Origin of the sequence: Altererythrobacter sp. C41, from assembly GCF_016803135.1 — a bacterium.
Classification (GTDB): domain Bacteria; phylum Pseudomonadota; class Alphaproteobacteria; order Sphingomonadales; family Sphingomonadaceae; genus Pelagerythrobacter.
Genome location: NZ_JAEVFE010000012.1, coordinates 15,018 through 41,846 on the forward strand (window position 1 = coordinate 15,018; position 26,829 = coordinate 41,846).

At 64.5% G+C, this 26,829-nt stretch carries 24 protein-coding genes; 7 read left to right on the plus strand and 17 right to left on the minus strand.

The window, feature by feature from the left end:
* Positions 1 to 7: 7 nt before the first annotated feature.
* The 3 genes from JNO53_RS14270 to JNO53_RS14280 all read right to left on the minus strand — a co-directional run bounded on the left by JNO53_RS14270 (position 8) and on the right by JNO53_RS14280 (position 3,109).
* On the minus strand, positions 8 to 1,342 hold the full coding sequence (locus JNO53_RS14270) for an LLM class flavin-dependent oxidoreductase (protein ID WP_203112965.1): 1,335 nt from the start codon (positions 1,340 to 1,342) through the stop codon (positions 8 to 10).
* A gap of 168 nt (positions 1,343 to 1,510) precedes the next feature.
* Positions 1,511 to 2,212 carry a GntR family transcriptional regulator gene (locus JNO53_RS14275; protein ID WP_203112968.1) on the minus strand — a complete coding sequence of 234 codons (702 nt, stop codon included), beginning with the start codon at positions 2,210 to 2,212 and terminating at the stop codon, positions 1,511 to 1,513.
* A 57-nt stretch (positions 2,213 to 2,269) separates the two neighbouring features.
* On the minus strand, positions 2,270 to 3,109 hold the full coding sequence (locus tag JNO53_RS14280) for an SDR family NAD(P)-dependent oxidoreductase (protein ID WP_203112971.1): 840 nt from the start codon (positions 3,107 to 3,109) through the stop codon (positions 2,270 to 2,272).
* 174 nt (positions 3,110 to 3,283) lie between these two features.
* Here JNO53_RS14280 and JNO53_RS14285 point away from each other — a divergent pair, with 174 nt between their 5' ends.
* Together JNO53_RS14285 and JNO53_RS14290 are read left to right on the plus strand one after the other, a co-directional pair.
* Positions 3,284 to 4,189: a hypothetical protein gene (locus JNO53_RS14285; protein ID WP_203112974.1), complete on the plus strand. Its 906-nt coding sequence runs from the start codon at positions 3,284 to 3,286 to the stop codon at positions 4,187 to 4,189.
* Positions 4,186 to 5,013: an SDR family NAD(P)-dependent oxidoreductase gene (locus tag JNO53_RS14290; RefSeq protein ID WP_203112986.1), complete on the plus strand. Its 828-nt coding sequence runs from the start codon at positions 4,186 to 4,188 to the stop codon at positions 5,011 to 5,013. The genes JNO53_RS14285 and JNO53_RS14290 overlap by 4 nt, the downstream gene beginning before the upstream one ends.
* A 31-nt stretch (positions 5,014 to 5,044) precedes the next feature.
* Here the strand turns inward: JNO53_RS14290 and JNO53_RS14295 are convergent, their stop codons facing one another.
* From JNO53_RS14295 to JNO53_RS14315, 5 genes are read right to left on the minus strand one after another with little or no spacing between them, the layout of a single operon-like run.
* Complete coding sequence (locus JNO53_RS14295; protein WP_203112989.1) at positions 5,045 to 6,199, minus strand: acyl-CoA dehydrogenase family protein; 1,155 nt, start codon at positions 6,197 to 6,199, stop codon at positions 5,045 to 5,047.
* A 1-nt stretch (position 6,200) separates the two neighbouring features.
* Complete coding sequence (locus tag JNO53_RS14300; RefSeq protein ID WP_203112992.1) at positions 6,201 to 7,406, minus strand: 3-oxoadipyl-CoA thiolase; 1,206 nt, start codon at positions 7,404 to 7,406, stop codon at positions 6,201 to 6,203.
* Entirely contained in the window at positions 7,403 to 7,720 is a 318-nt protein-coding gene (locus JNO53_RS14305) for a non-heme iron oxygenase ferredoxin subunit (protein ID WP_203112995.1), read from the minus strand. The genes JNO53_RS14300 and JNO53_RS14305 overlap by 4 nt, the downstream gene beginning before the upstream one ends.
* A gap of 23 nt (positions 7,721 to 7,743) precedes the next feature.
* Positions 7,744 to 8,997, minus strand: a complete 1,254-nt coding sequence (locus tag JNO53_RS14310) for an aromatic ring-hydroxylating oxygenase subunit alpha (RefSeq protein WP_203113003.1) — start codon at positions 8,995 to 8,997, stop codon at positions 7,744 to 7,746.
* Positions 8,998 to 9,011: 14 nt separating this feature from the next.
* Positions 9,012 to 9,506 carry an aromatic-ring-hydroxylating dioxygenase subunit beta gene (locus tag JNO53_RS14315; protein ID WP_203113006.1) on the minus strand — a complete coding sequence of 165 codons (495 nt, stop codon included), beginning with the start codon at positions 9,504 to 9,506 and terminating at the stop codon, positions 9,012 to 9,014.
* 137 nt (positions 9,507 to 9,643) lie between these two features.
* Here JNO53_RS14315 and JNO53_RS14320 point away from each other — a divergent pair, with 137 nt between their 5' ends.
* Positions 9,644 to 9,991, plus strand: a complete 348-nt coding sequence (locus JNO53_RS14320; RefSeq protein ID WP_203113009.1) for an antibiotic biosynthesis monooxygenase family protein — start codon at positions 9,644 to 9,646, stop codon at positions 9,989 to 9,991.
* Here JNO53_RS14320 and ribB read toward each other — a convergent pair.
* Complete coding sequence (gene ribB, locus JNO53_RS14325; protein WP_203113012.1) at positions 9,963 to 11,084, minus strand: 3,4-dihydroxy-2-butanone-4-phosphate synthase; 1,122 nt, start codon at positions 11,082 to 11,084, stop codon at positions 9,963 to 9,965. The two genes, JNO53_RS14320 and ribB, sit on opposite strands and share 29 nt — an antisense overlap.
* A 16-nt stretch (positions 11,085 to 11,100) precedes the next feature.
* Positions 11,101 to 11,898 carry a helix-turn-helix domain-containing protein gene (locus JNO53_RS14330; protein ID WP_203113015.1) on the minus strand — a complete coding sequence of 266 codons (798 nt, stop codon included), beginning with the start codon at positions 11,896 to 11,898 and terminating at the stop codon, positions 11,101 to 11,103.
* A 249-nt stretch (positions 11,899 to 12,147) separates the two neighbouring features.
* On the opposite strand from JNO53_RS14330, the gene JNO53_RS14335 reads away from it, so the two are divergent.
* From JNO53_RS14335 to JNO53_RS14345, 3 genes are read left to right on the plus strand one after another with little or no spacing between them, the layout of a single operon-like run.
* Complete coding sequence (locus JNO53_RS14335; protein ID WP_203113019.1) at positions 12,148 to 14,304, plus strand: acetate--CoA ligase family protein; 2,157 nt, start codon at positions 12,148 to 12,150, stop codon at positions 14,302 to 14,304.
* Positions 14,301 to 16,370, plus strand: a complete 2,070-nt coding sequence (locus tag JNO53_RS14340) for a 3-hydroxyacyl-CoA dehydrogenase NAD-binding domain-containing protein (RefSeq protein ID WP_203113022.1) — start codon at positions 14,301 to 14,303, stop codon at positions 16,368 to 16,370. Before JNO53_RS14335 ends, JNO53_RS14340 begins: the two co-directional genes overlap by 4 nt.
* Before the next feature lie 22 nt (positions 16,371 to 16,392).
* The gene (locus JNO53_RS14345; RefSeq protein ID WP_203113025.1) at positions 16,393 to 17,223 is read left to right on the plus strand and encodes an enoyl-CoA hydratase/isomerase family protein; all 831 of its coding nucleotides are present in this window, start codon (positions 16,393 to 16,395) and stop codon (positions 17,221 to 17,223) included.
* 32 nt (positions 17,224 to 17,255) lie between these two features.
* Here JNO53_RS14345 and JNO53_RS14350 read toward each other — a convergent pair whose 3' ends face one another.
* The 5 genes from JNO53_RS14350 to JNO53_RS14370 all read right to left on the minus strand — a co-directional run bounded on the left by JNO53_RS14350 (position 17,256) and on the right by JNO53_RS14370 (position 22,620).
* Positions 17,256 to 18,398: an acyl-CoA dehydrogenase family protein gene (locus JNO53_RS14350; protein WP_203113028.1), complete on the minus strand. Its 1,143-nt coding sequence runs from the start codon at positions 18,396 to 18,398 to the stop codon at positions 17,256 to 17,258.
* A 14-nt stretch (positions 18,399 to 18,412) separates the two neighbouring features.
* Positions 18,413 to 19,600: an acyl-CoA dehydrogenase family protein gene (locus JNO53_RS14355; RefSeq protein WP_203113031.1), complete on the minus strand. Its 1,188-nt coding sequence runs from the start codon at positions 19,598 to 19,600 to the stop codon at positions 18,413 to 18,415.
* Positions 19,601 to 20,971, minus strand: coding sequence for an MmgE/PrpD family protein (locus JNO53_RS14360; RefSeq protein WP_203113034.1), 1,371 nt, complete (start codon positions 20,969 to 20,971; stop codon positions 19,601 to 19,603).
* A gap of 116 nt (positions 20,972 to 21,087) precedes the next feature.
* Positions 21,088 to 22,029, minus strand: coding sequence for a zinc-dependent alcohol dehydrogenase family protein (locus JNO53_RS14365; protein ID WP_203113037.1), 942 nt, complete (start codon positions 22,027 to 22,029; stop codon positions 21,088 to 21,090).
* A gap of 12 nt (positions 22,030 to 22,041) precedes the next feature.
* Entirely contained in the window at positions 22,042 to 22,620 is a 579-nt protein-coding gene (locus JNO53_RS14370; RefSeq protein ID WP_203113040.1) for an isochorismatase family protein, read from the minus strand.
* A 159-nt stretch (positions 22,621 to 22,779) separates the two neighbouring features.
* On the opposite strand from JNO53_RS14370, the gene JNO53_RS14375 reads away from it, so the two are divergent.
* Positions 22,780 to 23,550: an enoyl-CoA hydratase/isomerase family protein gene (locus JNO53_RS14375; RefSeq protein WP_203113043.1), complete on the plus strand. Its 771-nt coding sequence runs from the start codon at positions 22,780 to 22,782 to the stop codon at positions 23,548 to 23,550.
* A gap of 3 nt (positions 23,551 to 23,553) precedes the next feature.
* Here the strand turns inward: JNO53_RS14375 and JNO53_RS14380 are convergent, their stop codons facing one another.
* Both JNO53_RS14380 and JNO53_RS14385 read right to left on the minus strand, forming a co-directional pair.
* The gene (locus JNO53_RS14380; RefSeq protein WP_203113047.1) at positions 23,554 to 25,242 is read right to left on the minus strand and encodes an N-acyl-D-amino-acid deacylase family protein; all 1,689 of its coding nucleotides are present in this window, start codon (positions 25,240 to 25,242) and stop codon (positions 23,554 to 23,556) included.
* A gap of 139 nt (positions 25,243 to 25,381) precedes the next feature.
* On the minus strand, positions 25,382 to 26,827 hold the full coding sequence (locus tag JNO53_RS14385) for an aldehyde dehydrogenase (protein WP_203113049.1): 1,446 nt from the start codon (positions 26,825 to 26,827) through the stop codon (positions 25,382 to 25,384).
* Positions 26,828 to 26,829 lie beyond the last annotated feature (2 nt).

Consider the following 26,829-nt stretch of genomic DNA (forward strand, 5'->3'; position numbering starts at 1 on the left):
GCGTCATCTACTCGGCAGCCGCGGCAAAGAACCGATTGTCCGGTCGCGACAGGCCGAGGCTGTCACGGAGCGTCGTTCCTTCGTACTCCGTGCGGAAGAGGCCGCGACGCTGGAGTTCCGGCACCAGGATGTCGATTACGCCTTCGAGCCCGCCGGGCAGATAAGGCGCCACGATATTGAAACCGTCGCACGCCTTGTCCCGGTACCACTCCTCCATGACGTCCGCGACCTGCGCCGCATCGCCCTTGATGAGTACATGGCCCCGGGCGGGCAGCACATGCTGATACAACTGGCGGATCGAGAGGCCGTCGCGCTGCGCCATCTCCTGAAGCATGTTGCGGAAGCTCCGAATACCCAAGGTTTCGGGTAGTTCCGGCAGCGGATCTTCCGGAGAGTATTGCGAAAGATCCACGCCGACCATCTTGGAAAGAACCTGGATTCCGACTTCCTCCGGGATCAGATCCTGCAACCGGCGGTAATCGCGTTCGGCGTCGTCGGCCGTATGACCGACGAAGATGGCAGTGCCGGGAAGCACCTTCAGATCGTCCGGCTTGCGCCCGTACTTCGCCAGGCGGCCTTTCACGTCGGCGTAGAATTTCTGCGCCGCTTCCTTGGTTTCGGTCACAGTGAAGATAACGTCGGCGGTGCGCGCCGCGAGCTCCATCGCGGAGTCCGACGCGCCCGCGACGATGACGACCGGGTGTCCTTGCGGCGGGCGCGCCGAGTTCAAGGGGCCGCGGACGGAGAAGTTCTTGCCCTTGTGCTCCAGCAGACGGACCTTCTCGCCGTCGAGAAAGACCCCGCTTTCCTTGTCGAGCACGAAAGCGTCATCCGCCCAGCTATCCCACAGGTCCTTCACGACATCGACGAATTCGCCGGCCCGTTCGTAGCGGTCGTTGTGCTCTACATGTTCGTCGCGGCTGAAGTTTTTGGCGTCCTCAGCGTTGGACGAGGTCACCACGTTCCAGCCCGCGCGGCCCTTGCTCAGCCAGTCGAGCGCCGCGTAGCGACGAGCGATGCTGAAGGGCTGATCGTAGGTGGTGGTGGCAGTCGCCACGAGACCCACACGCGAGGTGACCGGAGCAAGCGCCGACAGAAGGCTGACCGGTTCGATCACTACGGGTCTCGTGATCGGGTTGCGGCTGAGAAGAGCGGGGTTCTCGATGCCGTTCACACCGTTCCCGTCCGCAAGGAACATCATATCCAGCTTTCCGCGTTCGATCAGCTTGGCGAATTCGATCCACCGATCGAAGTTGAAGCCGGCGTCGATCACGGCGTCCGGATGCCGCCAGCCCCCGGCGTGCCCACCGGTCGGCGACATGAATACGGACAGTTTCAACATCAGATAACCTCAGCGTGACCTCGCCGCCCCCTGGCGGCTGTCAGCCAAGTGTCCGCACGCGGGGCTTCGGGTCAACGGCGAGCGCCGCCGGTCCGGCCTTATTCGCCCACGCGATATGTCCGAGTTACTTGAAGAATTTGCCGCGCAAGGAGCGTATCCGGCGGGGCTTCAGGCCCGCTCGCCATGCTGGCGCTTAATGGCGGCGAGACCGGAAAGCGTCATCGACTGCATCAGCGCCACGGCCAGGGTCTCGTCCCGGTCCCAGCAGGCCATCACGAGCCGCTCGTGATCCCGCAGCGAGCGTTCGACATCGTCAGCGCGCATCTGCACCAGTCGGCCAACGCTCATCCGCATCTTCCAGGTGCCGAGCAGGTCGCGCAGACTGCCATTGCCGCAATTGTCGAGCCAGTGGTTGTGCAGCGTGCGCCGACTGGCCAGGAATGCGTCCTGGTTTCCGTAGGCATGTCGCCTGATCTCCTCGTGCAGCACGTCCATACGGCGCATATGCTCCGCGTCCGCGTTGCGAACGAAAGAGGCGATCATGAGGCCATTGAGCACGACGCGGATCTGATAGAGTTCCTCGATCTCCTCGAGACTCACTCGGGAGACTCGCGGCCGGCGACGCGGCGGAATCTCAACCAGCCCCTCTTTTTCGAGCAGCATCAAGGCTTCGCGAACCGGGGTACGGCTGGTGCCGAAGCGGGCGGCCAGTTCCACGGAATTGAGGTTCGCCCCCGGCGCGAGGCGTCCCTCGGTAATCGCTCGCGCGACATCCGCAGCGATCCGCCCGACCAGGGAATCCGACCGCTCCTTCAGGTCGATCGCGACGCGATCGTCGATAAGGTTCATTGCCTCGATGGCCGGTTTCATTGATCTATCCTCACGGCAGCATCTTTGCGATACGTCCGCCTTCATCCCGAAATCCGGCTACAGGCGCAAGCTTCCTCCGTCCACGATCAGGGACTGTCCGTTTGTAAAGGCCGCGTGATCCGACGCCAGGAACGCGACCGTAGCAGCGACATCTTCAGGCGATCCCGGACGGCCGACCGGTATATTCGGCGCGGATTTGACGGCGGCGGTTCGATCGATGTCCGCACCGCCCGCCTTCTTGCTCATGGCGCTGAGCGTCCGGGTCGTGAAGATGAAGCCGGGAAGAACGGCATTCGCCGTTATGCCATCGGGCCCCAGATCCAGTGCCCATGTCTGAGCAAGAGCGATGACGCCTGCCTTCGACGCCGCGTAGGCCGAGTTCAGCCGGGAACCCTGGCGCCCGGCGACGGACGCGATGTTGATGATCCGGCCCCACTTGCGCGGGCGCATCACCCGCGCCGCGGCTTGCCCCATCAGAAAGGTCCCGCGCACGTTGATGGCCATGACACGGTCGAATTCGCCGGCATCGACTTCCGCGATGTCGCCATGCCCCAGGCTGAAAGGCGCTCCCGCGTTGTTGACGAGAATGTCGAGACCGCCGTGCCGGTCCACGGCGTGGGCGATGATCCGCTCGGCATCGCTTTCGACGCTGATGTCGCCGGTCACCGAACTCGCCGCACCACCTGCGGCCTCGAGTTCGGCCACGAGCGATTCCACACCGCGCCAATCTTGCGCGACACTGTCGGCCGGCTCGTGACTATCGCGGACACCGGTCGCCTCGATGTCGACCACGACCACGACATGCCCGTCCGCGCTCAGGCGGCGAGCGATCGCGGCCCCGATCCCGTCGGGCTTGCCGCATCCCGTTACCAAAGCGATCCTGCGTTGCTCCGCCATGTTGCTGTCTCCTGTAGGGTGCAGACGACATCTAACGAGAGGCCATGCCCAGCGGCGAAAAAGCGGCCGCGTCGGCGCCCATTTCGACGACGCGATATCTGACCGCCCAAGCGGCGCTGATCGTGGATCGGCGACCGGTGCCAGCTATGCGGGGCGTTCACAGCAGGAGATCAAATGATGGCCGAACCCATCGAACAGCTACGCGCCATCAATCATGGCTTCGACCCGGATAACGGGAGCTGGGTGCACCGCGGGCTCGACCTGTCGAAGCCGACCGAGCTTGCCCCGGGCGAGGCGGATGCGTTTCGGCAGCACTACGCGACGCAATTCGGCCATTCGCTGGATGGCCTCGACTGGTGGCTCGATCAGAATCCCGAGGTGCTCAAGCGCTACCGCCTCTATTGCAGCCTGACATTGCGGGTGAAGCCGGCGATCACCGGTAACGGCACCCTCGCCTTCTATGCGCTTCAGGGCTACGTCACCGGCGTCCGCTACGTTCTGCATAGCTGGAGGGCGCGGGGCGTGGGCAAAGCCGAGGCGCTGGAAATGCTCGCGATGTCCTTCATCCATGCCGGCCCGCGCGGCATGCAGGCGATCGCTGAAGCCGCCAAGGACATCGAGTTCGAGGACAAGCCCGCCAATCCAGCGAATTATCCGGAAGGCTGGGCTGCCGACATCGACGCCTTCCGATCGGGCATCGATTATTCGACGGTCAATCTCACGGCCGACGAGAAAGCCAAGATCTACGACTGGTATCTGCGCACTATCGGCGAGATTCCGCCTTACGTTCGCTTCATGGCCGAGCATCGCCCGCGGCTGCTCAAGTCGCATCGCGCGCGGATAGAGAACATGCTTTACGTCCTGCCCAAACAGATGTGGCCGACGCACATGCTCTACTACCATGTGATGTCCCGGCTCGCCGAAGGCATTCGGGAAAGCGTGCTGCTGTGCAAGGCGTGGGGGGTCACCAAGTCCGACACTCTCGATGTGATCGGCAATGCCCTCGTCTACGGCCAGATGGAGGCTGCAACGATGATCCAGAACGAGGCGGGAGACGTCTTCGACGGCTGGCAGGAGTGAGCCGGCGCTGGCTGATCACGGGCGTTTCCGGAGGGCTCGGCAGGGCGATCGCCAAAGGAGCGCTTGCGCGGGGTGACTCCGTTGTCGGCACGCTGCGCAGCGGGGCAGAGGAATTCGAAATGCTGGCGCCCGGGCGATCGCATGCGGTGCAACTGGACGTGTCGCGCCTCGGCGACATTCCCGCGGCAGTGCAGACAGCAGCAACGCGGCTCGGCGGGATCGACGTGCTCGTCAACAACGCCGGCTATTGCCTCGCGGGCGCTGTCGAGGAAATCGACGATGCGGAAGCGAACGAGATCTTCGCGGTCAACTTCTTTGCGCCACTGGCCGTCATGCGGGCCGCCCTGCCTTACCTGCGGACGGCGACGCCCGGCCGGATCATCAATATCTCGTCGCTGGCGGCGGTGGAATCCTATCCCGGTCTGGGACTCTATTGCGCGTCCAAAGCGGGTCTTTCGGCACTGTCCGACACGCTCGCCATCGAGGTACAACCGTTCGGCATCCATGTGACCGCCGTCGAAGCCGGCGGCATGCGCACAGGGTTTGCCGGCCGCAGTCTGCGCAAGGCGGCCGAGCGGCTCCCGATCTATGAACCGATGCGCAGTAAGGTCGAAGACGCATTCCGTGCATCCGATGGCCGCCAGGCGAACGACCCGGAGGCCATTGCCGATGCCGTCCTCGAGCTAAGCGACCTGTCTCTCCCGCCCACTCGGGTTGTATTGGGCCAGGCAGCGCTGGAACGTGCGGAAGCGGCTCTCGGCGCACGGCGCGAATTGTACCGGTCATATGCTGCAACGGATGGTACTGCCCGGCCCGCTGGGTAGCCGCCACAAGCGGGCGAGGCGAGCTACTGATCTAGGCGGCTTTTTCCCGGATCGGCAGGCGACGGTCGAACACCCCTTCGGCAACGCGGTTCAACAGAATCTCGATCGTGCCGCCAGCGATCATCCAACCTCGAGTCCGACGGAAGCAGTATTCTACGAGCGATTCCTCGCTGTAACCGGTGCCGCCCATGATCTGCATCGCCTCGTTGGCCATATCGAAGCCCGCGCGGTTGCACGCGATCTTGGCGATCGCGGTGTCTTGAGGCGACGGGAAGCCCGTATCGGCGCCGGCAGCTGCGCGATAGAGCAGCAGTTGCGCCGCTTCCGCCTTGATCTTCATCTCGGCGAACTTCCACTGCAGACCCTGGAAATTGACGAGCGGCTGACCGAACTGGTGGCGGTTCAGCGCATGTTCCCGCGCCAGTTCGAATGCATGCCGGCCGAGAGCGAGCGCGCGCGAACTGTTGCCAAGTCGCTCGACATTGAAGCCGGAAATCTGCTTCTTGAACCCGCCCGGGCCCAGAACCACGTTCTCGGGACCCACATAGACGTCGTCGAAATAGAGCGTGTTCCAATCCTCTCCCGAAAGGAACCGGGAAGGCTTGCCGAACGAGAAACCTTCGGCGCCGCGCTCCACGAGGACGGAACCGATGCCGTCCACACCGGGGCCGAACCGGACATAGACGAGAAATACGGTCGCATGGAGCCCATGGGTGGTGAAGATCTTCTCGCCGCTGATGCGCCAACCCTCGCCATCGGGCGTCGCGGTTGCCTTGAGTTCGGTCACGGCCGATCCGGCCCCCGGCTCGGTCATTGCCACGGCAATCAGCGCCTTGCCCTGGAGGAGCGGCTTGAGGAGCCGTTCCTTCTGTTCGTCCGTGCCGTATTGGGAGAGCACTCTGATCGCACCGAAGTTGCCGGCCTGTATGACGTCCGCGCTGCGCGGGCAGACCATCGCAATTTCCTGGATCGCGAGGACCGCGTCCATGAGCGTGCCCCCGACTCCGCCGTCCTCGGCCGTGCTGGTGATCCCGATAAGGCCGGCTTCCGCCATCTTCTCCGCGACCTCCCACGGATAGTCGTCGCTATGTGCGCGTGCGAGCGCGTCATCGCGCAAATGGCGGTCGGCAAATGCCGCGACGGAATCGCGGAACATTGCCTGTTCTTCGGTAAGGTTGAAATTCATTTCAGTGAGCGTCCGTGCGTTCGAGGATCATTGCGATGCCCTGGCCCAGGCCAATGCACATGGTCACGAGTGCATAGCGGCCATGCCCGGCAGCGAGTTGGCGAGCGGCGGTGAGCGCGATGCGCGCGCCGGACATGCCGAGTGGGTGACCGACCGCGATCGCGCCGCCGTAAGGATTGACCCGGCTGTCGTCCTGCGCGAGGTCCAACAGCTTCATGCAGGCGAGAGCCTGGCTGGCGAAGGCTTCGTTGAGTTCGATGACGTCGATGTCCGCCAGGGATAGCCCCGCCCGATCGAGCGCTTTCCTCGTCGCCGGCACCGGCCCGAGCCCCATCACGCGCGGCTCGACACCCGCGACCGCAGCGGTCACGATCCGCGCCAGTGGTGCCGCCCCGGCCTTCTCACCGGCCGCGCGCGTTCCGACGATGAGCGCGGCCGCGCCATCATTGACGCCGGATGCGTTGCCAGCCGTCACCACCCCGCCTTCGAAGAGTGTGGGTAGCTTCGCGAGCCCTTCGATTGTGCTTCCGGGCCGGGGGTGCTCGTCGCGGTCCACCACCGTCTCCGCGCCCTTGCGGCCCTTCACGGTTACCGGCGCGATTTCCCTATCGAAGAAGCCTTCCGCCGCGCCTTTCTCGTATTTCTGCTGCGACGCCAGGGCGAAGCGGTCGGCTTCATCGCGCGCAATCCCATGCTCTGCGGCGACGTTGTCGCCGGTCTGGGGCATGCTGTCGCGGCCGAACATCGCGTGGACGACGGGATTGGGAAAGCGTTCGCCCAAAGCCTCGTAAACCTTCGGCTTGCGCGCGAATGCCGTCTCCGACTTGGCCATTACGAACGGCGCCCGCGACATGCTCTCGACCCCGCCCGCGAGGAAGAGCTCGCCTTGAGCCGTGTTTGCGCAGCGCGCAGCATCGGCGACCGCCGCGAGACCGCTGCCGCAGAGCCGATTCACCGTCTGCGCCCCCAGGCCGACCGGGAGCCCCGCCACGAGCGACGCATGGCGGGCAACGTTCCGTGCGTCCTCGCCGGCCTGACTGGTGCAGCCGACGATCACATCCTCGAAATCCTCGGGACGGAAGGGCGAGTCCGCGACAAGACGGTTTAGGACACCGGCGAGAAGGTCGTCCGGCCGGACCGAGGACAAGGCACCGCCGTACCGGCCCACGGGCGTGCGCAAACCGCCGTAGAGATAAGCGTCCATCATATGCCGCGCTTCACGAATACGGCGCCATCTTCGACCTTGACCTGATAGCTCGCCACGTCCTCGCTCGCGGGACCGCCCTCGATCACTTTGCCGGTGCGAATTTCGAAGCAGGATTGGTGGAGCGGGCATTCGATCCGGTCGCCCTCGAACCACCCGTCGGAGAGACGGACATGTTCGTGCGTGCAAATGTCGCCGATCGCGAAGATTTCGCCTTCATGGCGATACAACGCGATGGCCTCGCCGTTCCATTCGGAAGCGAAAGGCTCGTCGTCGGCTATCTCGGAAGCGTCCGCGATGCGGACCCAATCACTCATGATCCATCCCCCGAAGAAGGCGCCTAGAGACCCATCTCTCGGCGGTAGAAGTCGTAGAAGGCGCGGATCAGCGTCTCGGTCATCATCGTGGACTGGGCTTCTGTGCCGTGCCCGCCCATTTCCAGAACCTGGACCGAGTCCGGGCAGCTCTCCACGACCGGCTGCATGAGCGAGAGCACTTCGCTGTCCTCGAGGCTGACGAATCCCGCCGGGCCGACCAGATTGCTCTGCTTGAGCCGCAGGCGGTTGATCGTCTCGTCGTCGTCGGCATAGCCGAAGTAGGTCCACGACAGCTCGTGCGCCCCCACTCCCTTGGGGATGACATGGCGCACGACGAGGCAGTTGAAATACTGCTGGACGAGAATCGTCGGGAACACCTGGAAGGCGCCCATCATCCCGTCCTTGAACTCGTCGACGACGGAGGACACGACCTCCTTGTCCTTCACTTCCAGATCAGAGTGGATGCTCTTGATCTGCTTGGAGGCCTCGCTGGTCTTGTTCTTCAGCTCGGGATCGTATTGCGAATAGGTATATTCGTGCCGCCCTTCCTGCAGCGGAACGCTGTGATAGTCCCCATCCGTGCGAAGGATGCCGAACGTGGACAGGAACGGGTGCATCAGCGTCGCGTGGTAGGGATCGCGGCTGTTTTCCCAGTAGAGCTTCCAGTTACTCTCGACGATCTGGCGGCTGTATCCGAGCAGCCGCAGCGGGCGCCGCGACACGAGCCGGTCCAGCCGCATGAGGATCTCGGGGCCGAGATATTCCTCGAGCGGCGCCACCTCGTCGCTGTAGGTCGCCCAGATCGAACCACCCCGGACGGCCACGCGAAGCTTGGTAAGGCCGTTCTTGGACTTGTCGAAATCGCGGGGCATCCCGCCCTTGCCCTGGACCCCGCGCAGGAAAGGCAGCCCCATGAGATCGCCGGACAGGTTGTATGTCCAGTGATGATAGGGGCAGGTGATGTCCTTGGCCTGGCCACGGTTCTTCCAGCAGAGCAGCGAACCGCGATGGGCGCAGCGATTCTCGACGACGTGGATTTCGCCCTCGGCGTCCCTGGTGATGATGACCGGGCGCTCGCCGACCCAGGATCGCTTGAAGCTGTTCGGCTCCGGAACCTCGCAATCGAGACCCACGAAGTTCCACGTCTTCCCGTAATGGAAGACCTTCAGTTCCTTGGCGTAGATCTCGGGGTCGGAATAGATCCACGCGGGCACGCGCGTCACACCGTCCTCCGGCCAGACCCGATCGGTCGCGTTGCGCAGCGTTGTGTCGCTCATGACGGCTTCCTTGCTCAGACGGGGATCACGAGAGTGGTGCGGATCCGGTAGTTGTCGAAGACACAGGTGCGCTCGCGGAACTTGAGCGAACCATCCTCGCGCACCACGCGGTCCAGATAGCGGCCGACCATCAGGATCCGGGGTTCGCGCTCGACAAGCGATTCGATGATGAGGAAGTTGGCTTCGGCCCGGACCTCGCCGTTCTCCTCGCCGGTAATCCGCACGCCACTGACGAAGTGCCGCAGCGAACGCGGCTGATAGAGCGCGGCTTCGACGGTGGCCGTCACCCGATCCTCGATCATCGCCCGGCCGAGACAGAAGATCGAGGCATGCTCGAGACCGTCATCGTGATTCTCGCGCGAGATCACCTGGTATTTGGCGTCTTCGGTGAAGAAAGCAGGAAACTCGCGAAGCGCTTCCGCGTCGAGACAGGCGGCATAATCGTCGAACAGGTCGCGCAATTCGCCGCGGGTGATCCGCCCGACCTCATCTCGCACCGGCGCCGTCATTCCAATCTACCTCACCATCGATCTGTCGACACTTCTATGAGATCGACCGGTCGAAGAGCGAGGTTTCGGAGGGATTTCCGGAAGATTTCGAAAGAGCGATCTTTCGCAATCGACGGCACGCTCAGGTTGTCGACACCATGCGCGCGATGCACCGCCCGGCGATGGTCCTGGAAATCAACAGCGTCGACATTCATCCGGGTCGGGAGGCGGCTTTCGAGCAAGCCTTCGCGCAGTGCATTCCCCTGCTCCTGCGCGTCGAAGGGTGCCGGGGCGCGACCCTGCTGCGCTGCGTCGAGCACCCCGGCCGCTATATGGTCCAGGTCGAGTGGAACCGCCTCTCCGACCATGTCGATGGCTATCCCGCGACGGCCGAAGCGGCCGAGATTCGCTCGCTGCTGAGACCATTGATCGCACGGGCCGAGCCGATGCATTTCGAAGCGGCCGGCGATCGCGGGATCACGCCACGACCGACATCGCCGGCGTAACGGGCTCGTCGTCGATCATGCGATAGTCCACGATGCGCAATCCATAGCCGTCCAGCGCCGACATCCGCACGGCGCTGGCCGACAGAAGCACCATGTCGTGGACGCCGAGATCACGCAGGATCTGCGCGCCCACGCCGTATTCGCGCAGTGACAGCGACGGTTTCGCGTTATGCAAGCCATCCTTGTAGCGTTGCGACCAGCTCGTCTGGGAATCTCTCAGGAAGAGCATCACGCCCGGCCCGTCGTGCTCGCCGATCGCCTTGAGAGCCTTGGGTATGAAATCGGCGCGCGGCCCGGCGTGCCGGAAGAGATCCGTTGCAAGATCGACCGAGTGCACGCGAACCAGCGCCGGCGAATTCGCGTCCAGGCGGCCTTTCAGGAGCGCCACGTGCTCCGCCCCGTCGATCAGGTTGCGATAGATGATCATGCGGAAGGCATGGCCGCCCTCGCTTTCGAACGGCACTTCGATCACCCGCTCCACGCTCCGTTCGGTGCGTCTGCGGTACTGTATCAGGTCGGTAATCGTCCCGATCTTCAGATTGTGGCGCTCGGCGAAGGGAATGAGTTCCGGAAGCCGCGCCATCGACCCGTCGTCGTTCATGACCTCACAGATGACGCCGGCCGGGATCAGACCGGCGAGACGCGCGATGTCCACCGCCGCTTCGGTGTGCCCGGCGCGGACCAGAACGCCGCCGCCGCGCGCGACGAGCGGGAAGACATGCCCGGGGCTGACGATATCGTCCGCGGTCCGCTCAGGATCAATCGCGACTGCGACGGTGTGAGCTCGATCATGGGCCGAAATACCCGTGGTAACGCCCTCGCGCGCTTCGATCGAGACCGTAAACGCAGTGCTGTGGCGCGTGCCATTGTGAGCGGCCATCGGTGACAGCCGCAATCTCTGCGCCCGCTCCTCCGTCATCGCAATGCAGATCAAGCCGCGCGCATGCATGGCCATGAAGTTGATCTGGCTCGGCGTGGCAAACTGCGCGGGGATGATGACATCGCCCTCGTTTTCGCGATCCTCCGCGTCCACAATGACGAATGGCCGCCCCTCGCGGGCTTCCTCGATAATGTCCTCGATCGGCGAGATCATCGGCTTGCTCGTCCGTTCAACGGCTGAGGCGCGCGAGTTGGCGCGGGGCGGTCACATGGGGCGGCAGGGCCGACGGCACGCTGATGAGGCCAAGGGTCCGCGACACGACGCCGCGCATGGTGCGGACGATGGCCTCCTCGTTGGCGCCCGGTCCGGCGCGCACGCACAGGGCGAGCTGCTCGGTGCGGTCGGCGTTCGGAATGAGAATCGCAAATGCAGAGGACTTCTCGTCGACGAGCCTCACGTGCCCCCGCGCACTGCCTGCGTCGAGCTCCGACGCCAGGTCGTCGAACCGAATCCGCTCCGCGGGATCTGTAGCCTCGCTGTTGAGCCGGTGGACATATTTGCGAACGAGCTCGCGATCGGCCGTCAGCAGCAGAGCGCGGCCTTCAGCGCTGTGGAGAAGCGGCAGAAGGTCGCCCTGCCGAGGAGCCGTATGGTCGCGGCGCACGACATGCAGGCAATGCAGTTGCACGCCCACGTTGGTCGCGAGAACCACAGTGCTGCCGGTATCGTTCGCAAGCGTATCGATCAGGCGCAGCAACTTGCCGTTTCGAACGAGTTCGGGCTGCACCCAGGCACCGAGCATGGCGACGCGCATGGAGAGACGAAATTTTCGGCCGTTCGGACTCCGGCGCAAGTAGCCGAGGTGAACCATGTAGCTGAGAAGTTCGGAGGCGCTCGACTGGGGATAGCCATACCGCCGCGAAATGTCGGTGACGCTCGCTTCGGGGCGGTCCTCATCGAAATACTCGAGCACTTCAAACACACGCTGAGCCGACTTGATCGACTTGGCCTCAAGTGACCTTCCCACTGCATCGTCTCCTGTTGACCTGCCTCGGGGCGCAAAGAGCTTCCCGGCCCGCTCAACATGCACGAACAGGCAAAAGTGTCGACACTTTTCTTTTGCGAAGCTTGAATCTGCCGCTCAGATGGTGCGATTCCCCGCAAATTTGCGGTCGATATCGCGTGGGCGATATAACCCCTTTCGTCGGTGTCGACAGTTTCTGCATCAAGCCAGTTTGCTAGCGAAGCACCCAACAACTTGTTGGAAGCTCACAAAATGCTCGACCGCGCCACGCCCCCTCCCGTCCGAGCGCAACCGGATGACCCCACCGGTTCACCTGAGGGAATCAGCCTTTTTCTCGAGCCGCGGTCGATCGCTGTCATCGGTGCTTCGGACGACCCCACGCGAATCGGCGGCCGCACGCTATTCAACATTCGGCAGGGGGATTTCGCCGGCGCGGTCTACCCGATCAATCCGAGTCGCGAGACGGTGCAGGGACTTCGAGCCTGGCCCGCCGTGGGCGATGTACCGGGTACGATCGATTGCGCCGTGATCGCGCTGCCGGGCGAGATGGTGATCGAAGCCGCCGAGCAATGCGCGGCAAAGGGCGTGCGTGCGCTGGTCATCTTCAGCGCCGGCTTCAACGAGGCCGGTGAGGAAGGCGCGGCGCGCCAGACCCGCTTGCGTGAGATCATCGACCGGACCGGCATGCGCGTCATCGGGCCCAACTGCCTGGGCGTGTTCAACAGCCGAAACGGCGCCTGGCTCAGCTTCACCTCGCTCTTCCAGAAGCGAGTCGAGGGGCCCGCACTCGGAATGATAAGCCAGAGCGGCGGATCCGCCGCTCACGTGCTGAAACTCGCGCAGGCTCGAGGACTGAACGTCGGCACCTTCATCACCACCGGCAACGAAGTCGACGTGGAGTTCGGCGAAGGCCTGAAGGCGCTCGCAAACGACCCGCTGACCACAGCCATCATTGCCTATATCGAAGGCGTCCGCGACCGGGCGAGCCTTCTGGAAGGGCTGGAAGCGGCCCGGCGCGCGCGCAAGCCTGTGCTGATGCTGAAAGTGGGTCGCACCAGCGCGGGGGCGCAGGCGGCAGCTTCGCACACCGCCTCGTTGGCCGGAGAGGATCGGGTCTATGATTCGGTGTTCCGCAGCCACGGCGTCTATCGTGCACAGTCGACAGAGGAACTTCTCGACGTCGCCATGGCGGCGCTTGCAGCTCCGAGCTTGCTAGCGGGATCACGGCTGGGCGTGGTGACAATCTCCGGAGGCATGGGCGCACAGATCGCGGACGCGGCAGCAGATGCGGGACTGACGCTCCCGGCCCCCGCCGCGGACGTGCAGGCGCGGCTGAAAGCGCTGTGTCCCCCTGGCTCCCCCCTCAATCCCGTCGACATCACTGCACAATTGTCGACGGATCCCCATCTGCTCGCGGCGAGCATGCGCCTGCTTCTGGAAACCGGAAGCTATGATGCGCTGCTCGCTTTCTTCGGCGTCTACGCGAACATGCCCGCCCTGTCGGAAGCGTTCCTGCAGGATCTCGCCCGCCTGAGAACGGATTTCCCCGATGCGACGATGGTTGCCAGCATTGTCTGTCCGCCAGACGAAGCGGAACGCTACGCAAGCGCCGGCTTTCTGGTTTTCGAGGAACCCGCAAGAGCCGTCCGCGCCCTCGCGGCCCTGAAGCAGATTGCCGACGGTTTCGAACGCCCACCGAGCACGGCGTGGGTGCAAACCGACCTGCCGAGAATCACCGGCGGGACTGACTTCAACGAAGCTTCGGCGAAAGCCTTGCTGGGTGAGGCCGGTATCGCCTCACCAAGCGAGCGCACCGTGGCCGGCCCACACGACGTCGCCGCGGTGGCGGCGACGATGCGCCTGCCCTTGGCATTGAAGGTCGTCTCACCCGACATCCTTCACAAGACCGAGGTCGGCGGCGTCCGGCTCGGCCTTAACTCTCCAGAGGAGGCTGCCGCAGAGGCCCTGCAGATGGCCAAGCGCATCGGGCAGTCGGCTCCGGACGCACGGCTTGAGGGGTTTCTCCTTTCAGAGATGGCACCCGCGGGTGTGGAGTTGATCCTCGGCACGCGCCGCGATCCCCTGTTCGGGCCCCTCGTCATGGTTGGTCTCGGGGGCGTCACGGCAGAACTGTTCGAGGATGTCGCGATCCGTCTCGCGCCGGTCGATGAGTACGAAGCCGAAGCGATGCTGCGTTCGCTCAAGTCCTGGCCGCTGCTGGATGGATGGCGCGGAACACCCAAGGCAGACGTCGCCGCAGCCGCGCGTGCGATCGCGACCTTGAGCGCACTCGCCGCCACCAACGCCGATACGGTCGAGACGCTGGAGATCAATCCGCTGCGCGTTCTTCCGCGCGGCAAGGGCGTGCTCGCGCTTGACGCCGTTATCCAAACCGGAGCTTCGACATGACCACCCCCGTAACGACGGAGATCGTCGACGGTATCGGCCTGATCCGGATCGACAATCCGCCGGTAAACGCGCTCAGCAATGCGGTGCGAGGCGGGATTGCCGATGCGGTAAGGGTTCTGGAACAGGATCCTGACGTTCAAGCCGTGCTGATCCTCTGCGCAGGCAAAACCTTCATTGCCGGCGCCGATATCAGGGAGTTCGGTAAACCGCGCCAGCCCCCCTCGCTGGCCGAGACCTGCGACATCATCGAAGGCTGCACCAAGCCGGTTGTCGCCGCCCTTCATGGCACGGCGCTGGGCGGTGGGTTCGAGATCGCGCTGGCCGCACATTATCGTATCGCTACGTCGGATGCGCGCATGGGCCTACCCGAGGTCAAGCTCGGACTGATCCCGGGCGCCGGTGGGGCGAACCGTCTCGCCCGCATTGCGGGGGCAGAGCAGGCACTGGAAATCGTCATCGGAGGCAATCCGATTTCCGCCGCCGATGCACATGCCGTCGGAATTGTCGATGAGATTGCCGAGAACGACCTGCGCGTCGCGGCGACCGCGTTCGCCAAATCGCTCGCGGCCGGAGGAAAAGCCGCTCGGCCGACTCGAGCGCGCGCGATCGAGGCCATCGCGCCGGACGCATTCGAGACGGTTGTCGCGCGCTTGACCCGCAAGACGGCCGGGCAGGAGGCGCCTGCGGCCTGCGCAGATTCGGTCAGGCGTGCGATGACGCTTCCTTTCGACGAGGCCGTCGCGCGCGACCGGGAAGTCTTTGCGCAACTGTCGGCAGGCAGCCAATCACGCGCCCTGAGGCATGTCTTCTTTGCCGAGCGCGAAGCGGCCAAGCTCGCCAGCGGGTCCGCGCGGCCGGTCGCTCGCGCCGCAGTCGTCGGGGCGGGCACTATGGGCGGGGGCATCGCCATGTCCTTTGCCGCCGCGGGGCTTCCGGTGACGCTGATCGATATCGACGATGCTGCGATCGAACGAGGCATGGATCGCATTCGCCGCAACTATGCGACCTCCGTCGAGCGCGGCTCCATCAGCGCAGCGGAGGCCGAGCAGCGCCTGGCGCTGATCCAGACGGCGACGACACGTTCGGCGGCCGGCGAGGCCGACCTCGTCATCGAGGCGGTGTTTGAGAACATGGATCTGAAGCGGGAGGTCTTCCGCGAACTCGAAGCGATCTGCCGTGTCGATGCCGTCCTGGCCACCAACACCTCGGCCCTGGATGTCGACGCCCTCTCCGCGGTGCTGGACAGGCCAGGCCGTTTTGTCGGCATGCATTTCTTCTCGCCTGCCAACGTAATGAAGCTCTGTGAGATCGTCAGGACCGACGCGACCGATCCGGACACACTTGCCACGGCATTTGCAACGGCGAAGCGGATTGCAAAGGTCCCCGTCCTGGCACGCAATTGCGACGGTTTCATCGGCAACCGCATGGTGGCGAAACGCTCGGCGCAGGCAGAGCGGCTGTTGCAGGAAGGCGCCCTACCGCAGGATGTCGACGAGGCGATACGCGCCTTCGGTTTTCCCATGGGACCGCTGCAGACCAACGACATGTCCGGGCTCGATGTGGGTTATGCCATCCGCAAGCGCCGCGGCACCAAGTTCCCGATCGCGGACGCTATCGCGGAAGCGGGCCGTCTTGGTCAGAAGACCGGCGCCGGCTATTATCGCTACGAGGCGGGCTCGCGTACGCCCGTTCCGGATCCCGAGACGACCCGCGTGATCGAGTCCGTCTCCGCCTCGCTCGGCATCGAGCGGCGGGAAATTCCCCGCGAGGAAATGACCGAGCGTATGATCTTCGCCCTCATCAACGAAGGCGCCAAGATCGTTGCCGAAGGCATCGCCGCACGGCCCTCGGACGTCGATGTCGTCTGGATCTACGGCTACGGCTTCCCGCGCTGGCGCGGCGGTCCGCTCGCCTACGCCGACGAGGTTGGCCTTCCCTATATCGTCGAACGCCTCGACGTTTTCGCCGCCCGCAGCGGCGACGAAACGCTCGCCCCCGCGCCTCTGCTCAGGGAATTGGCGCAGAAGGGCGCGACGTTCGCTCAATGGCAGAAAGACCGGGCGTGAACGCCCTATGGAGAACAGAACTATGAATCGCACTTGGCTCAACCCGGTCTCGTACGACCGCTACTCGTTCATCAAGGTGGAGGTCGACGACAACGGAGTCGGCACCGTGACCATGAACGAGCCCGAGAAGCTCAATGCGGTGGGCCCCGAGCAGCACCGCGAGGTCGAGGACATCTGGCTGGATCTGGCGCGGGACGAATCGATCAAGACGATCGTCTTCACCGGCGCCGGCCGCGCCTTCTCCGCCGGGGGCGACGTGAAGCGCATGGCGCAGCGTGCAGGCACCCAGTTCGGCCTCGAATACGCGCTGCGCGTCCCGCAGAACACGCTGCGCATATTCGAACACATGCTGCTCGTGCCGCAGCCGATCATCGCAGCCGTCAATGGAGACGCGATCGGTCTCGGTCTGACGCTTGCGCTCTTTGCGGACATGAGCGTGGTGGCCGACGATGCACGTCTCGGCGACACGCACGTGAAAGTCGGCCTCGTCGCCGGCGACGGCGGGGCCGTGATCTGGCCCCTGCTGGTCGGACCGCAGCGCGCCAAGGAATTCCTGATGCGCGGAAAGCTGCTCAAGGGTGCCGAAGCGGCCAATCTGGGCCTGGTGAACTACGCATTTCCCAAGGAGGACGTGGTCAGCGAGGCGCACAAGATCGCCACCGAGATCGCCGGAAACCCGCTCTGGGCCGTTCGCTGGTCGAAGGCGGCGGTAAACAAGCAGCTCAAGGCGCAGCTCAATCAAATCCTCGAGCTGTCGATCGCCTATGAATCGCTGACCATGCTGACCGAGGATTACAAGGAGGCGGTCAACGCCTTCGCGGACAAGCGCAAGCCTGAGTTCAAGGGTTTCTGATCTGCCAGATCAATGCCGACAGGGGCCGCGGTTCAGTTCGAGCCGCGGTTCCCCGGTGGGATTCCACCGGCGGCGACGAGTTGGTCGAGGTGGTGATCCGCATCCCCGAATAGCGCGTCGATCGCCGTCAGCCGCTTGAAGGCGTGGCCTACCTTGTACTCGGCGGTGATCCCGATGGCGCCGTGAAGCTGGACGGCCTGCTGTCCCACGAAACGCCCGCCACGCCCGATCTGCACTTTGGCCGCGGCGATGTTGAGGCATCGCTGCGCCGGCGGTTGGGACAGCGACAGTGCCGCGAGGATCGCCATGCTGCGCGATTGCTCCACCTGGATGAGCATGTCGACACAGCGATGCTGCAGCGCCTGGAAGCTGCCGATCGGCACACCGAACTGCTGGCGCGTCTTCAGGTAGTCGACGGTAACGTCGAGCGTATCGGCCATGATCCCGACGGCTTCCGCCGTAAGGGCGGCATTCGCTTCCTCGAAGACACGCTCCAGCACGGCGGCGCCTCCGCCGTCTTCGCCCAGCAGGGACTCATTCCCTGTCGCCACCTCGTCCAGAACGACTTCGGCGACCGGAATGCCGTCGTAGCCTCGCTGAGGGATGACCCGTACTCCGGGCGCGGAGGCAGAAACGAGGAACAGCGACAGACCCGCATTCGTGCGCGCGCTGACGACGAATTCCTCTGCCGTCGCTCCGTGCAGAACCGCGATCTTCCGGCCCGTCAGCACCCAGCCGTCGCTTCGGCGCTCCGCGGAACTGCCTGCGTCAGGGCCATGGCGAAGGCCGCCGGGCTCCTGATGTGCAAGGGCCATGAGAAGCTCGCCGGCGGCGATCCGCGGGATACGCGCCTGCTTCTGCCCGGCGCTCGCCGCGTGGCGGATCGCACCGCCCGCTAGAACCACCGTCGACAGGTAAGGCTCCAGAACGAGGCCGCGGCCCAGTTCCTCCATGACGATCATCGTTTCGACGCCGCCTCCACCGAAACCGCCGTCTTCCTCGGAAAAGGGCAATCCGAGGAGGCCAAGGTCCGCCATGTCGCTCCAGGCATCGCGGCTCCATCCTTCCGGTGCCTGCATGGCTCGAAGGCGCCCCTCGAAATCGTAGCGATCCGTTATGAAGCGCGCCACGCTCTCGCGCAGCAACCGCTGCTCGTCACTGTACTCGAAATCCACCTGTGATCCTCCGCTCAGAGCCCGAGTTGGGCTTTTGCGATGATGTTTTTCTGGATCTCGTTGGATCCGCCGAAGATGGAGACTTTGCGCATGGAAAAGTAGAAGGGAGCGGCTGCCGCGATCCACCCGTCCTCCAGCGCCGCGCCGCTTTCCTCCTCCTCGGGCATGGCAAGTCCAGCCGGGCCGGCCAGCTCGATCGCCAGCTCGGTCATGCGCTGCTGCAGTTCGGTCCCCTTGATCTTGAGGATGGATGCGGCCGCCCCGGCGCCGCCCTCGCCTGCATCTGCGGCCACCACACGAAGCTGGGTCAGCTCCAATGCGCGCAGTTCCACCTCGACTTCGGCAAGCTTGCGCCGCAGCCGATCGCGTTCCCCCGCAGTGAGGCGCCCGTCGGCAGACAGCTCCACTTCGAGCCGCCGAAGCTGCGCGAGCCGTTCCTTGGAAAGGCCGATGCGCGCGATGCCGCTGCGTTCGTTGCCGAGCAGATGCTTGGCATAGTCCCAGCCCCGGCCTTCCTCTCCGATGCGATTTTCGACCGGCACCCGCACGTCGTCGAAGAATACCTCGTTCGCATCGTGGCCGCCGTCGATCGTCTCGATCGGCCGCACGGTAATTCCGGGGGTATTCATGTCGATGAGCAGGAACGTGATGCCCTGCTGCTTGCGGCCGCTGCTATCGGTGCGGACGAGCGCGAACATCCAGTCGGCGTGTTGCGCCTGTGTGGTCCAGATCTTCTGACCGTTGATCACGTACTCGTCGCCATCGCGGTCGGCGCGCGTCTTCAGCGATGCGAGGTCCGAGCCTGCGCCGGGTTCGGAAAAGCCCTGGCACCACCAGTCGTCGATGTTGGCGATACGCGCGAGAAACCGCGCCTTCTGCGCATCGGTTCCGAACTTGGCGATGATCGGGCCGATCATGTTGACGTTGAACGGCGATCCCTCGGGAGCATGGGCGAGCGCCATCTCTTCCTGGAAGATATAGCGCTGCGCGGGCGACCAGGGCTGGCCGCCATGTTCGACCGGCCAGTTGGGCGTGGCCCAGCCGCGCGCGTTGAGGATGCGCTGCCAGCGGACGATATCGTCCTTTTCCAGGTGACGACGGTCGATCATCTTGCGCCGGAGATCGTCCGGCAGCGACTGCGCGAGAAACGCCCGCACTTCGTCGCGGAATGCCAGTTCTTCGTCGGTGAAATCGAGATTCATCTAGGCAGCTACCGTTTGAGGGTCGGGACCGGGCGTGATCAGTTCGAGCAGCGGCGCGACCGAAGGAACGTCCTCGAGGCCGGTCAGCATGGCGAGGACGTCCTCGCAAACCGCCGGTGGCAGGATGTGCTCGGCGCAGGCGCGAAACTTCGCGACCGTCTCCTCCCGCGTCAGCGGATCCTCCGCGTCGCCGCGCGCAGTCGTGCAAATCGCCCGGTATTCGCGGCCGTCGGCGAGGCGGATCGTCAGGATATCTTCCTTGCCGAGCTGGTCGTAGCCCCACTCGTCGTGAACGATCATGCGAACCTTGCCGCGCTGGGCCGCTATCGCGGGGTCATGGAGCTTTGCCGCGGAGAAGGTGTCCACATCCATCGGCTCGCCAACGAGAGCCCCTGCGACGACGTGCGGCAGGCTGAAGCGTGCCTCTTCCACATCCGTCGGCTCGGGATATTTGACGATCGTCGGAAAGGCGCGGTTCACCTCCACCGTGATCTCGGCGACGGCCTCGGGGGCTATGTGGTGCGCGGAAACGAGCGCTTTCGTCTGATCGATGATACGCTGCAGGAGATAGCAGCAGGGATACTTCTTCTGGCCGACGGCCATGACACGCACGTCGCTCCCGACGCCGAGATCGAATGCGATCTCGGGCTGGCCCGCAAGAGCATCGTAGTAGCCTGCCTTTCCGTCCATGATCGTCGGGTTGCCGCCCAGCCCGCGCGCCGCGAGCGTCGCGGCCATGATCCCGTCCCTGCCGGCAAAGCCTGCCTCGACCACGTGCGCCGCCGAACCCGTCTGACGCACCAGGCCTCCGCCCACCGAAGTCGCGAGCGTGACCGCATCGCGGATCTGCGCTCTCTCAAGCTTCATGAGCTTGGCCGCGCCGGCGGCGACGCCGATCGTGCCGTTGTTGGCGCAGGAGAGAAAGCCGCGCGCCGCTGCGCCGTGGTTCGAGCAGATCATGCCCGGCCGTGCCGCCACCTCGAACCCGATGATGAGCGCTTCCAGCAACTCGCGCCCACTGCTGCCAAGCGACTGACCGAGCGAGAAAAGCGCGGGGATCAGGCAGCAGGTATACTGTGCCTCAGGCCAGGCGACGTCTTCCAGCTCGGTGCAATGCGACGAATTGCAGTTCATCATCGCCGCCAGTTCGGCCGACGTGCTGAACCCGAAGCCGATGACGCCCGCCTGGCTCGGCCCGCCCATCGAACGCACATAGTCTGCGAGGACCGCGGGGACTTCCATCCGGGCGCCGAGGACCGCCGATCCGATGGAGCTGAGGCACAGATCCTTCGTGCGTTCAATCGCCGATGGCTCGAAGTCGGCATACCCGGTTTCGCTCACGTAGGTGGCGATCTGGTCGGCGATAGGCATGGCTCGATCTCCGGCTGCTGCGCCTCCGACCCAAGAGCGAGGTGCGCCGGCCGGTCAACCAGTGGGGCGCGGGGCAGCGGGCCATTTCGGGTGAGCGATGTTTGCCGGCCCCCTCGTCACGCCGACAGGAGAACGCGCCCTCCAGGTTTGTTGGCGGCCGCCGCCAGCGCCGTCTCCAGTTGGTCGAACGGATAGATGCCGGCGATAGGCTCGGGCTCTTGTTCTGCGAGCGCGCCCAATTCCTCGTAGCGACGGGCACGCCGGAGCGGGTCCTCGGCAGCTTCGGCTGTGCGCAGCGTGAAGCCCCGGACGTTGAGGCTTTTCGTCGTCAGGAGTGTCGACGGGATCGAGCACGGCTCCCCGGACAGGTGACCATAGACCAGCAGCGCACCTGTCGCTGCAAGACATTGCGCCAGCCGTCCCGTCGCGGTGCCTGCAACGGCGTCCAAAGCCCCGACCGGCTGGCTTTTGGCCATCTCCAGCACCCGGTCAGCCAGATCGTCACCATCGTTCAGGAAGATCTCCGAACTTGCCGCTGGAGTCGTGCCGCGTACCACATTGATCGTGCGGACTCCGCGGCGCGCGGCGAGCCTGCGCACCCACCCCGCAACCGACGACCCAGCCGCGTTCTGGATCAGCCAGTCGCCGCAGGACAAGGCCAGGCGATCGAGCAGATGCGCGGCCGTCGCCGGGTTGATGCGCAGGATCGCAGCCTGCGCGTCCGGCAGCGCGTCCGGGACGACGATCAGGTCGGCCGCGGGAACGCAGCGCCATTCGCTCCAGTTGCCGCGGGAGAGCAGGATGACGCGCATCCCCGGCGTCAGGGCCGATACGTTCCCGCCGATCGCTTCGACGATCCCCATCCCCTCTGCACCTATCACGTCCGGAAGCCCCTCCGGCGGCGCATAACGTCCGGCAATCACCAGGCGATCGGCCGGATTTATCGGCGCCAGCCGCATCCGGACGAGGACTTCAACCAGCCCGGGATCGGGTGGATCGGGCAAGTCGACGACAGCGGCACCCAACGGGCTGGATGGGTCGCGAACAATGCCTTTCATTAGACGTCCAGCTCAGATGGCAGCCAGCACTTGCTCCGTCGTTCGGACGCGGGCGAGCCTGGGGGCAATGATCCTGCACGTATAATCGTGCTCCTCCTGCGTCATCGCCGCCACGGCATCGCTCACCATGACCTGATCGTAGCCGCGTTCGTGAGCGTGGCGCATGGTCGTATCGACGCCGACATTCGTGACGAGGCCGGTGACGATCAGCGTGCGAATACCCCGGCGTCGCAGATGTATGTCCAGATTTGTCCCGTGAAATGCACCCCAGTTGTACTTGTCGACGACGATGTCGCCATCTTCCGGTCCGAGTTCCTGCGGGATTTCCTTCGCGCCGGGCCCGAACTCGAAACCGGAAAAGCTGGCATCCGTCACCGGTTTCACTGGGGGAACCTTGGCTGCGTCGTGTCCGACCCGCACGAGAACGACCTGGATGCCGGCCGAGCGGCACGCCCGGGCGAGCCGGATCGAGTTCGCCAGCACTTGCGAGGCAGGCGTCGGAACCGTGTTCATCGCAATCGTGAAGTTCTGCAGATCGACGACGACGAGAGCCGTCGTCTCCGGTTCGAAGGTCAGTTCGTCGTTACTCATTCGGAGTCTCCCATCACGCGCCTGACCGTGCCCTCAAACGAAGAACCGATGCAATTCGTCCCGCTCGCAAAATCGAGGAGGCGATGTCTGACCTGGCCCCTTTGACCATGCCAGCCGCCGGCGTCACCTGAGATTTCAAACAAGGCGGAGTGACTGAGGATGGCTATCGACCTGGCGATCGAGGACGGGGTGGCGACGGTGACGATCAACCGCCCCGAAGCGAAAAACGCGATCACCATCGAAATGCGCGAACAGCTTTGGACCGTGTTCGAGGCTCTTGCCGAAGACGACCAGGTGCGCGCGGTGATCCTCACCGGCGCGGGCGACGCCTTTTGCGCCGGGATGGACGTCAACGAGATGGGCGGAGGCGGCATTGCATGGTCGATGACGAAAATTCGCCGTTTGCATCGCATCGCGCGCGCGATCGCTGGCCTCAAGAAGCCGACCATAGCCGCAGTGAACGGTGTCTGCGTCGGCGTGGGTTGGAGCTACGCACTTGCGTGCGACCTGGTTCTCGCTTCGGAGACGGCTCGCTTCGCGCAGATCTTTCGCAACATCGGCCTCGTTCCCGACGGCGGCGCAGTCTGGCAACTGCGGCAACAGATCGGCACCATGCGAGCGAAGGAGATCGTCTATTCCGGCAGAATGGTCGGCGTGGACGAGGCGGAAAGGCTCGGCCTGGTGCTCGAGAAAGTCGAATCCGACAGCTTACTCGATCGGGCCCGGGAGCTGGCGGCGTCGCTGGCCAATGGGCCGACGCTGGCGCTGGGTATGGCCAAGCGCCAGTTCGAACTCGCTGCCGCGACCAGCTTCGATCAGTTCCTCGAGGCGGAGTTCAGCATGCAGCCGCTGATGTCCCGCAGTGAGGATCACGAGGAAGGGGTAAGCGCCTTCAAGGAGCGGCGCGCCGCGTCTTTCAAGGGCGCCTGACCTTCACGCTGCGAATTCACGGAGCACCTTGCCAGGCAGCCCGCTTTTCTCGACCGAAATGGGGCCGTTCTCATCCGCGAGGCGGCGCCCGTTGACCCAGACACCGTGTACGCCCTGGGCGTCGGTACGCAGTCGCGTCGCGCCGCCCGGCAAATCGAACAGCCGCCGCTTGGGACCGATTCCCACGGTGCTGGGATCGAACAAGAGCAAATCGGCCGCCTTGCCGGGTTCGAGCGTGCCCCGGTCGCGGATTCCGAACAGGTTCGCCTGCTGTCCCGTCAGTCGCCGTGCGGCTTCCGCCAGGCTCAACGCCTCAAGCTCACGCACCCAGCGTCCCAGCAGGTGCAGACCGAAGCCCGCTTCGCACAGAAAACTCAGGTGCGCGCCGGCATCACCCAGGGAGATCTGATTGTCCGGGTCCTGGAGAATTCGGGTAACTGCCGGCACGTCGAAGTTGGAGAACTCGGTCACAAACAGAGTCTTGAGATCTTCCTCGAGCGCCAGATCGAGGAAATAGTCGAACGGGTGCTTGCCGGCCTGGCGCGCCAGCTCGCCCACCGAACGTTCTTCCAGCGCCCGATTGGCATCGGTTCCTGCTTCGCCGACTGTCAACGTGTCCCAGTTGCCGCGGAAGATCCGCATGCCGGGATTGTTGACGATCTCGTCTTTCATGGCGGCGCGCCATTCGGGATCTTTGAGAACCGCGATGTAGGCGTCGCGCCCATCGGCCTCGATCGCCGATTTCCAGGCATCGTAAGCTTCGAACGGATAGGGATTCTCGAGGCTGAAATCCATCGCCATCGGCATGCAGGAGCACTGGCCGTAGAGGCGGCGTCCACGCTCGCGCGCGTTGCGCAGTGCGGCCAGATCCTCGAACACCTTGTTCGGGGACGCCGGGTGATGGCGCATGGCTGAGACGAGAACCGGACGCTTCGATTCCAGCGCGAGGTCTTCGATCCATTCGATGCTGGTCTTCGAGCCCTTGACAAGCATCAAGGTTCCCTTGCCTGCCGCGCCGACAGTCGCGGCAATCGCCCTGAATTCGCGGTCGTCGGCCAAGCGCGAGGGCATGGGCACCCCGCCCCATCCGACGTGCTGCTCGTGCGTCGAGCTGGAGAAGCCCAGCGCGCCCGCATCCATCGCTTCCGCGACGAGGCCGCGCATGGTTTCGATCTCGTCGTCATTGGCGACGCGTGTCGTTGCATCCGGCCCCATGACGTAGGTCCGCAGTGCGGAGTGACCGATATAGACCGCAACGTTGGGCCCGACCCCCTGCTGCTCGATCATCGAGAGGTACTCGGGGAAGGTCCGGAAATCCCACTTGATCCCTTCCTCCAGCGCCTCGATCGCCATTCCTTCCACACGAGTCAGGTGGCCCATCATGAGCTTGCGGTCTTCGGGTTTGCATGGCGCGATGGTGAAGCCGCAATTGCCCATTACCACCGTGGTCACGCCATGCGGCGGTGATGGATCGCATAGCGCGTCCCAGGTTACCTGCGCGTCGTAATGGGTGTGCGAGTCTATGATGCCGGGCATCAGCGCGAGGCCGTTCGCGTCGATCGTTTCCGCGGCTTCGCCCAAGTCCTCGCCGATCTCGACGATCTTGCCTGCCTTCACTGCGAGACTTGCATGGTAGGGCACGCCCCCGAGGCCATCCAGAATCAGTGCGTTGCGGATCACCAAGTCGTGCATCGTCGTCCATCCTTTCGGTCGGCGCGGCCTGTCGCGTCGGTCGCGATAGGTTCTAATGCAGGGTTGGTCGGCGCGGGGATCAGGCGGGATCCTTCCGCCCATTTATCGAAGGAGCGAACAAACCCCCTCACTTTGCGATTCACGCAAGATAGACGGTCTTCTGCTCCTGGAATGAGCGCAATCCCTCCAGACCGCCCTCGCGTCCGAGTCCGGATTGCTTGAATCCTCCATAAGGAAGCGTTCGATCGACGATCACCGCATTCTTCGCCACGTTGCCGGTGCGCAGGCGCCGCCCGATACGCCACACGGCCTCGTCGTCATAAGTGAAGATGCTGCCATAGAGCCCGTAGTCGCTGTCGTTCGCAATGGTGATCGCCTCGGCTTCGCCTTCGTATGGAATCGCGGCGATCACCGGTCCGAAGATCTCTTCGCGCGCGATCGTCATGCGATTGTCGACACGGTCGAACAGGGTCGGCTCGACGAAGTAGCCGCGATCGAGATGCGCCGGCCGGCCGCCGCCCGTGACGAGCCGCGCTCCTTCGGCCTTTCCGACGGCGATGTAGTGCTCCACTCTCTCCCGCTGCCGCGCCATCGCGATCGGACCCATGTCGGTAGTGGAATCGAACGGGTCGCCCACCGACATCGCGCGCAATGCAGCGGCGAAGGCTTCGACGAAGTCGTCGTGGCGGCGACGCGGCACGATCACGCGCGTCAGCGCCGAACAGGCCTGACCGGTCAGAGTGGTGGATGCCGGCAGCAACTTCGCGACGACCTCGTCGATCGGCATGTCGTCGAGGATGATGGCGGCCGATTTGCCGCCCAGCTCGAGCGCGACGCGCGCGATGCGCTCGCCGCAGACGCTGGCGATGTGCCGCCCGACTGCAGTGCTGCCGGTAAAGGTCACCTTGTCCACACGCGGGTCGCGCACCAATGCGTCCGCCGCCTCGTTGCCGGCGGGCAGCACGCTTACGACACCCTCCGGCAATCCCGCCGCGTCCAGGCACTCGGCGAAGATCAGCGCATCGAGAGGCGTGCTTGGCGCAACCTTCAGTATGACGCTGCAACCGGCTGCAAGCGCCGGTGCGACCTTGAGCGCGCTCAGATTGAGCGGTGCGTTCCACGGCACGATCGCTGCGACGACGCCGACCGGCTCCATCACCGTGTAAGCCTCGCCGGAGGGACGTTCTCGCCGTTCGGCGTCCGGGAGCCGTTCGATGAGATCAGCGTAGCAGTCGAACAGCATCGGGGGCACGGCGCAACTGCCGGTCGAAACCTTAAGTGTGGCACCCATCTCCAGCGTGATCGCCCGCGCGAGTTCGGGCAGGCGCTCGCGCAGCGCATTGGCCACCAGGCGCAGCCGGGCCGCTCGCTCCGACGGCGCCTTCATCGACCACTCGCCGCGATCGAACGCCGCGCGCGCCGCCGCGACGGCACGATCCACATCGGCCATTCCGGCTTGCGCGACCTGTGCAATGCACTCTTCGGTCGCGGGGTTGACCACGTCGAGCGGCTCGGCATGCTCGGGCTGGACCCACCTGCCACCGATATACAAGCGCCTGGCATGACGAAGTTCGAGTTCGTTCATGA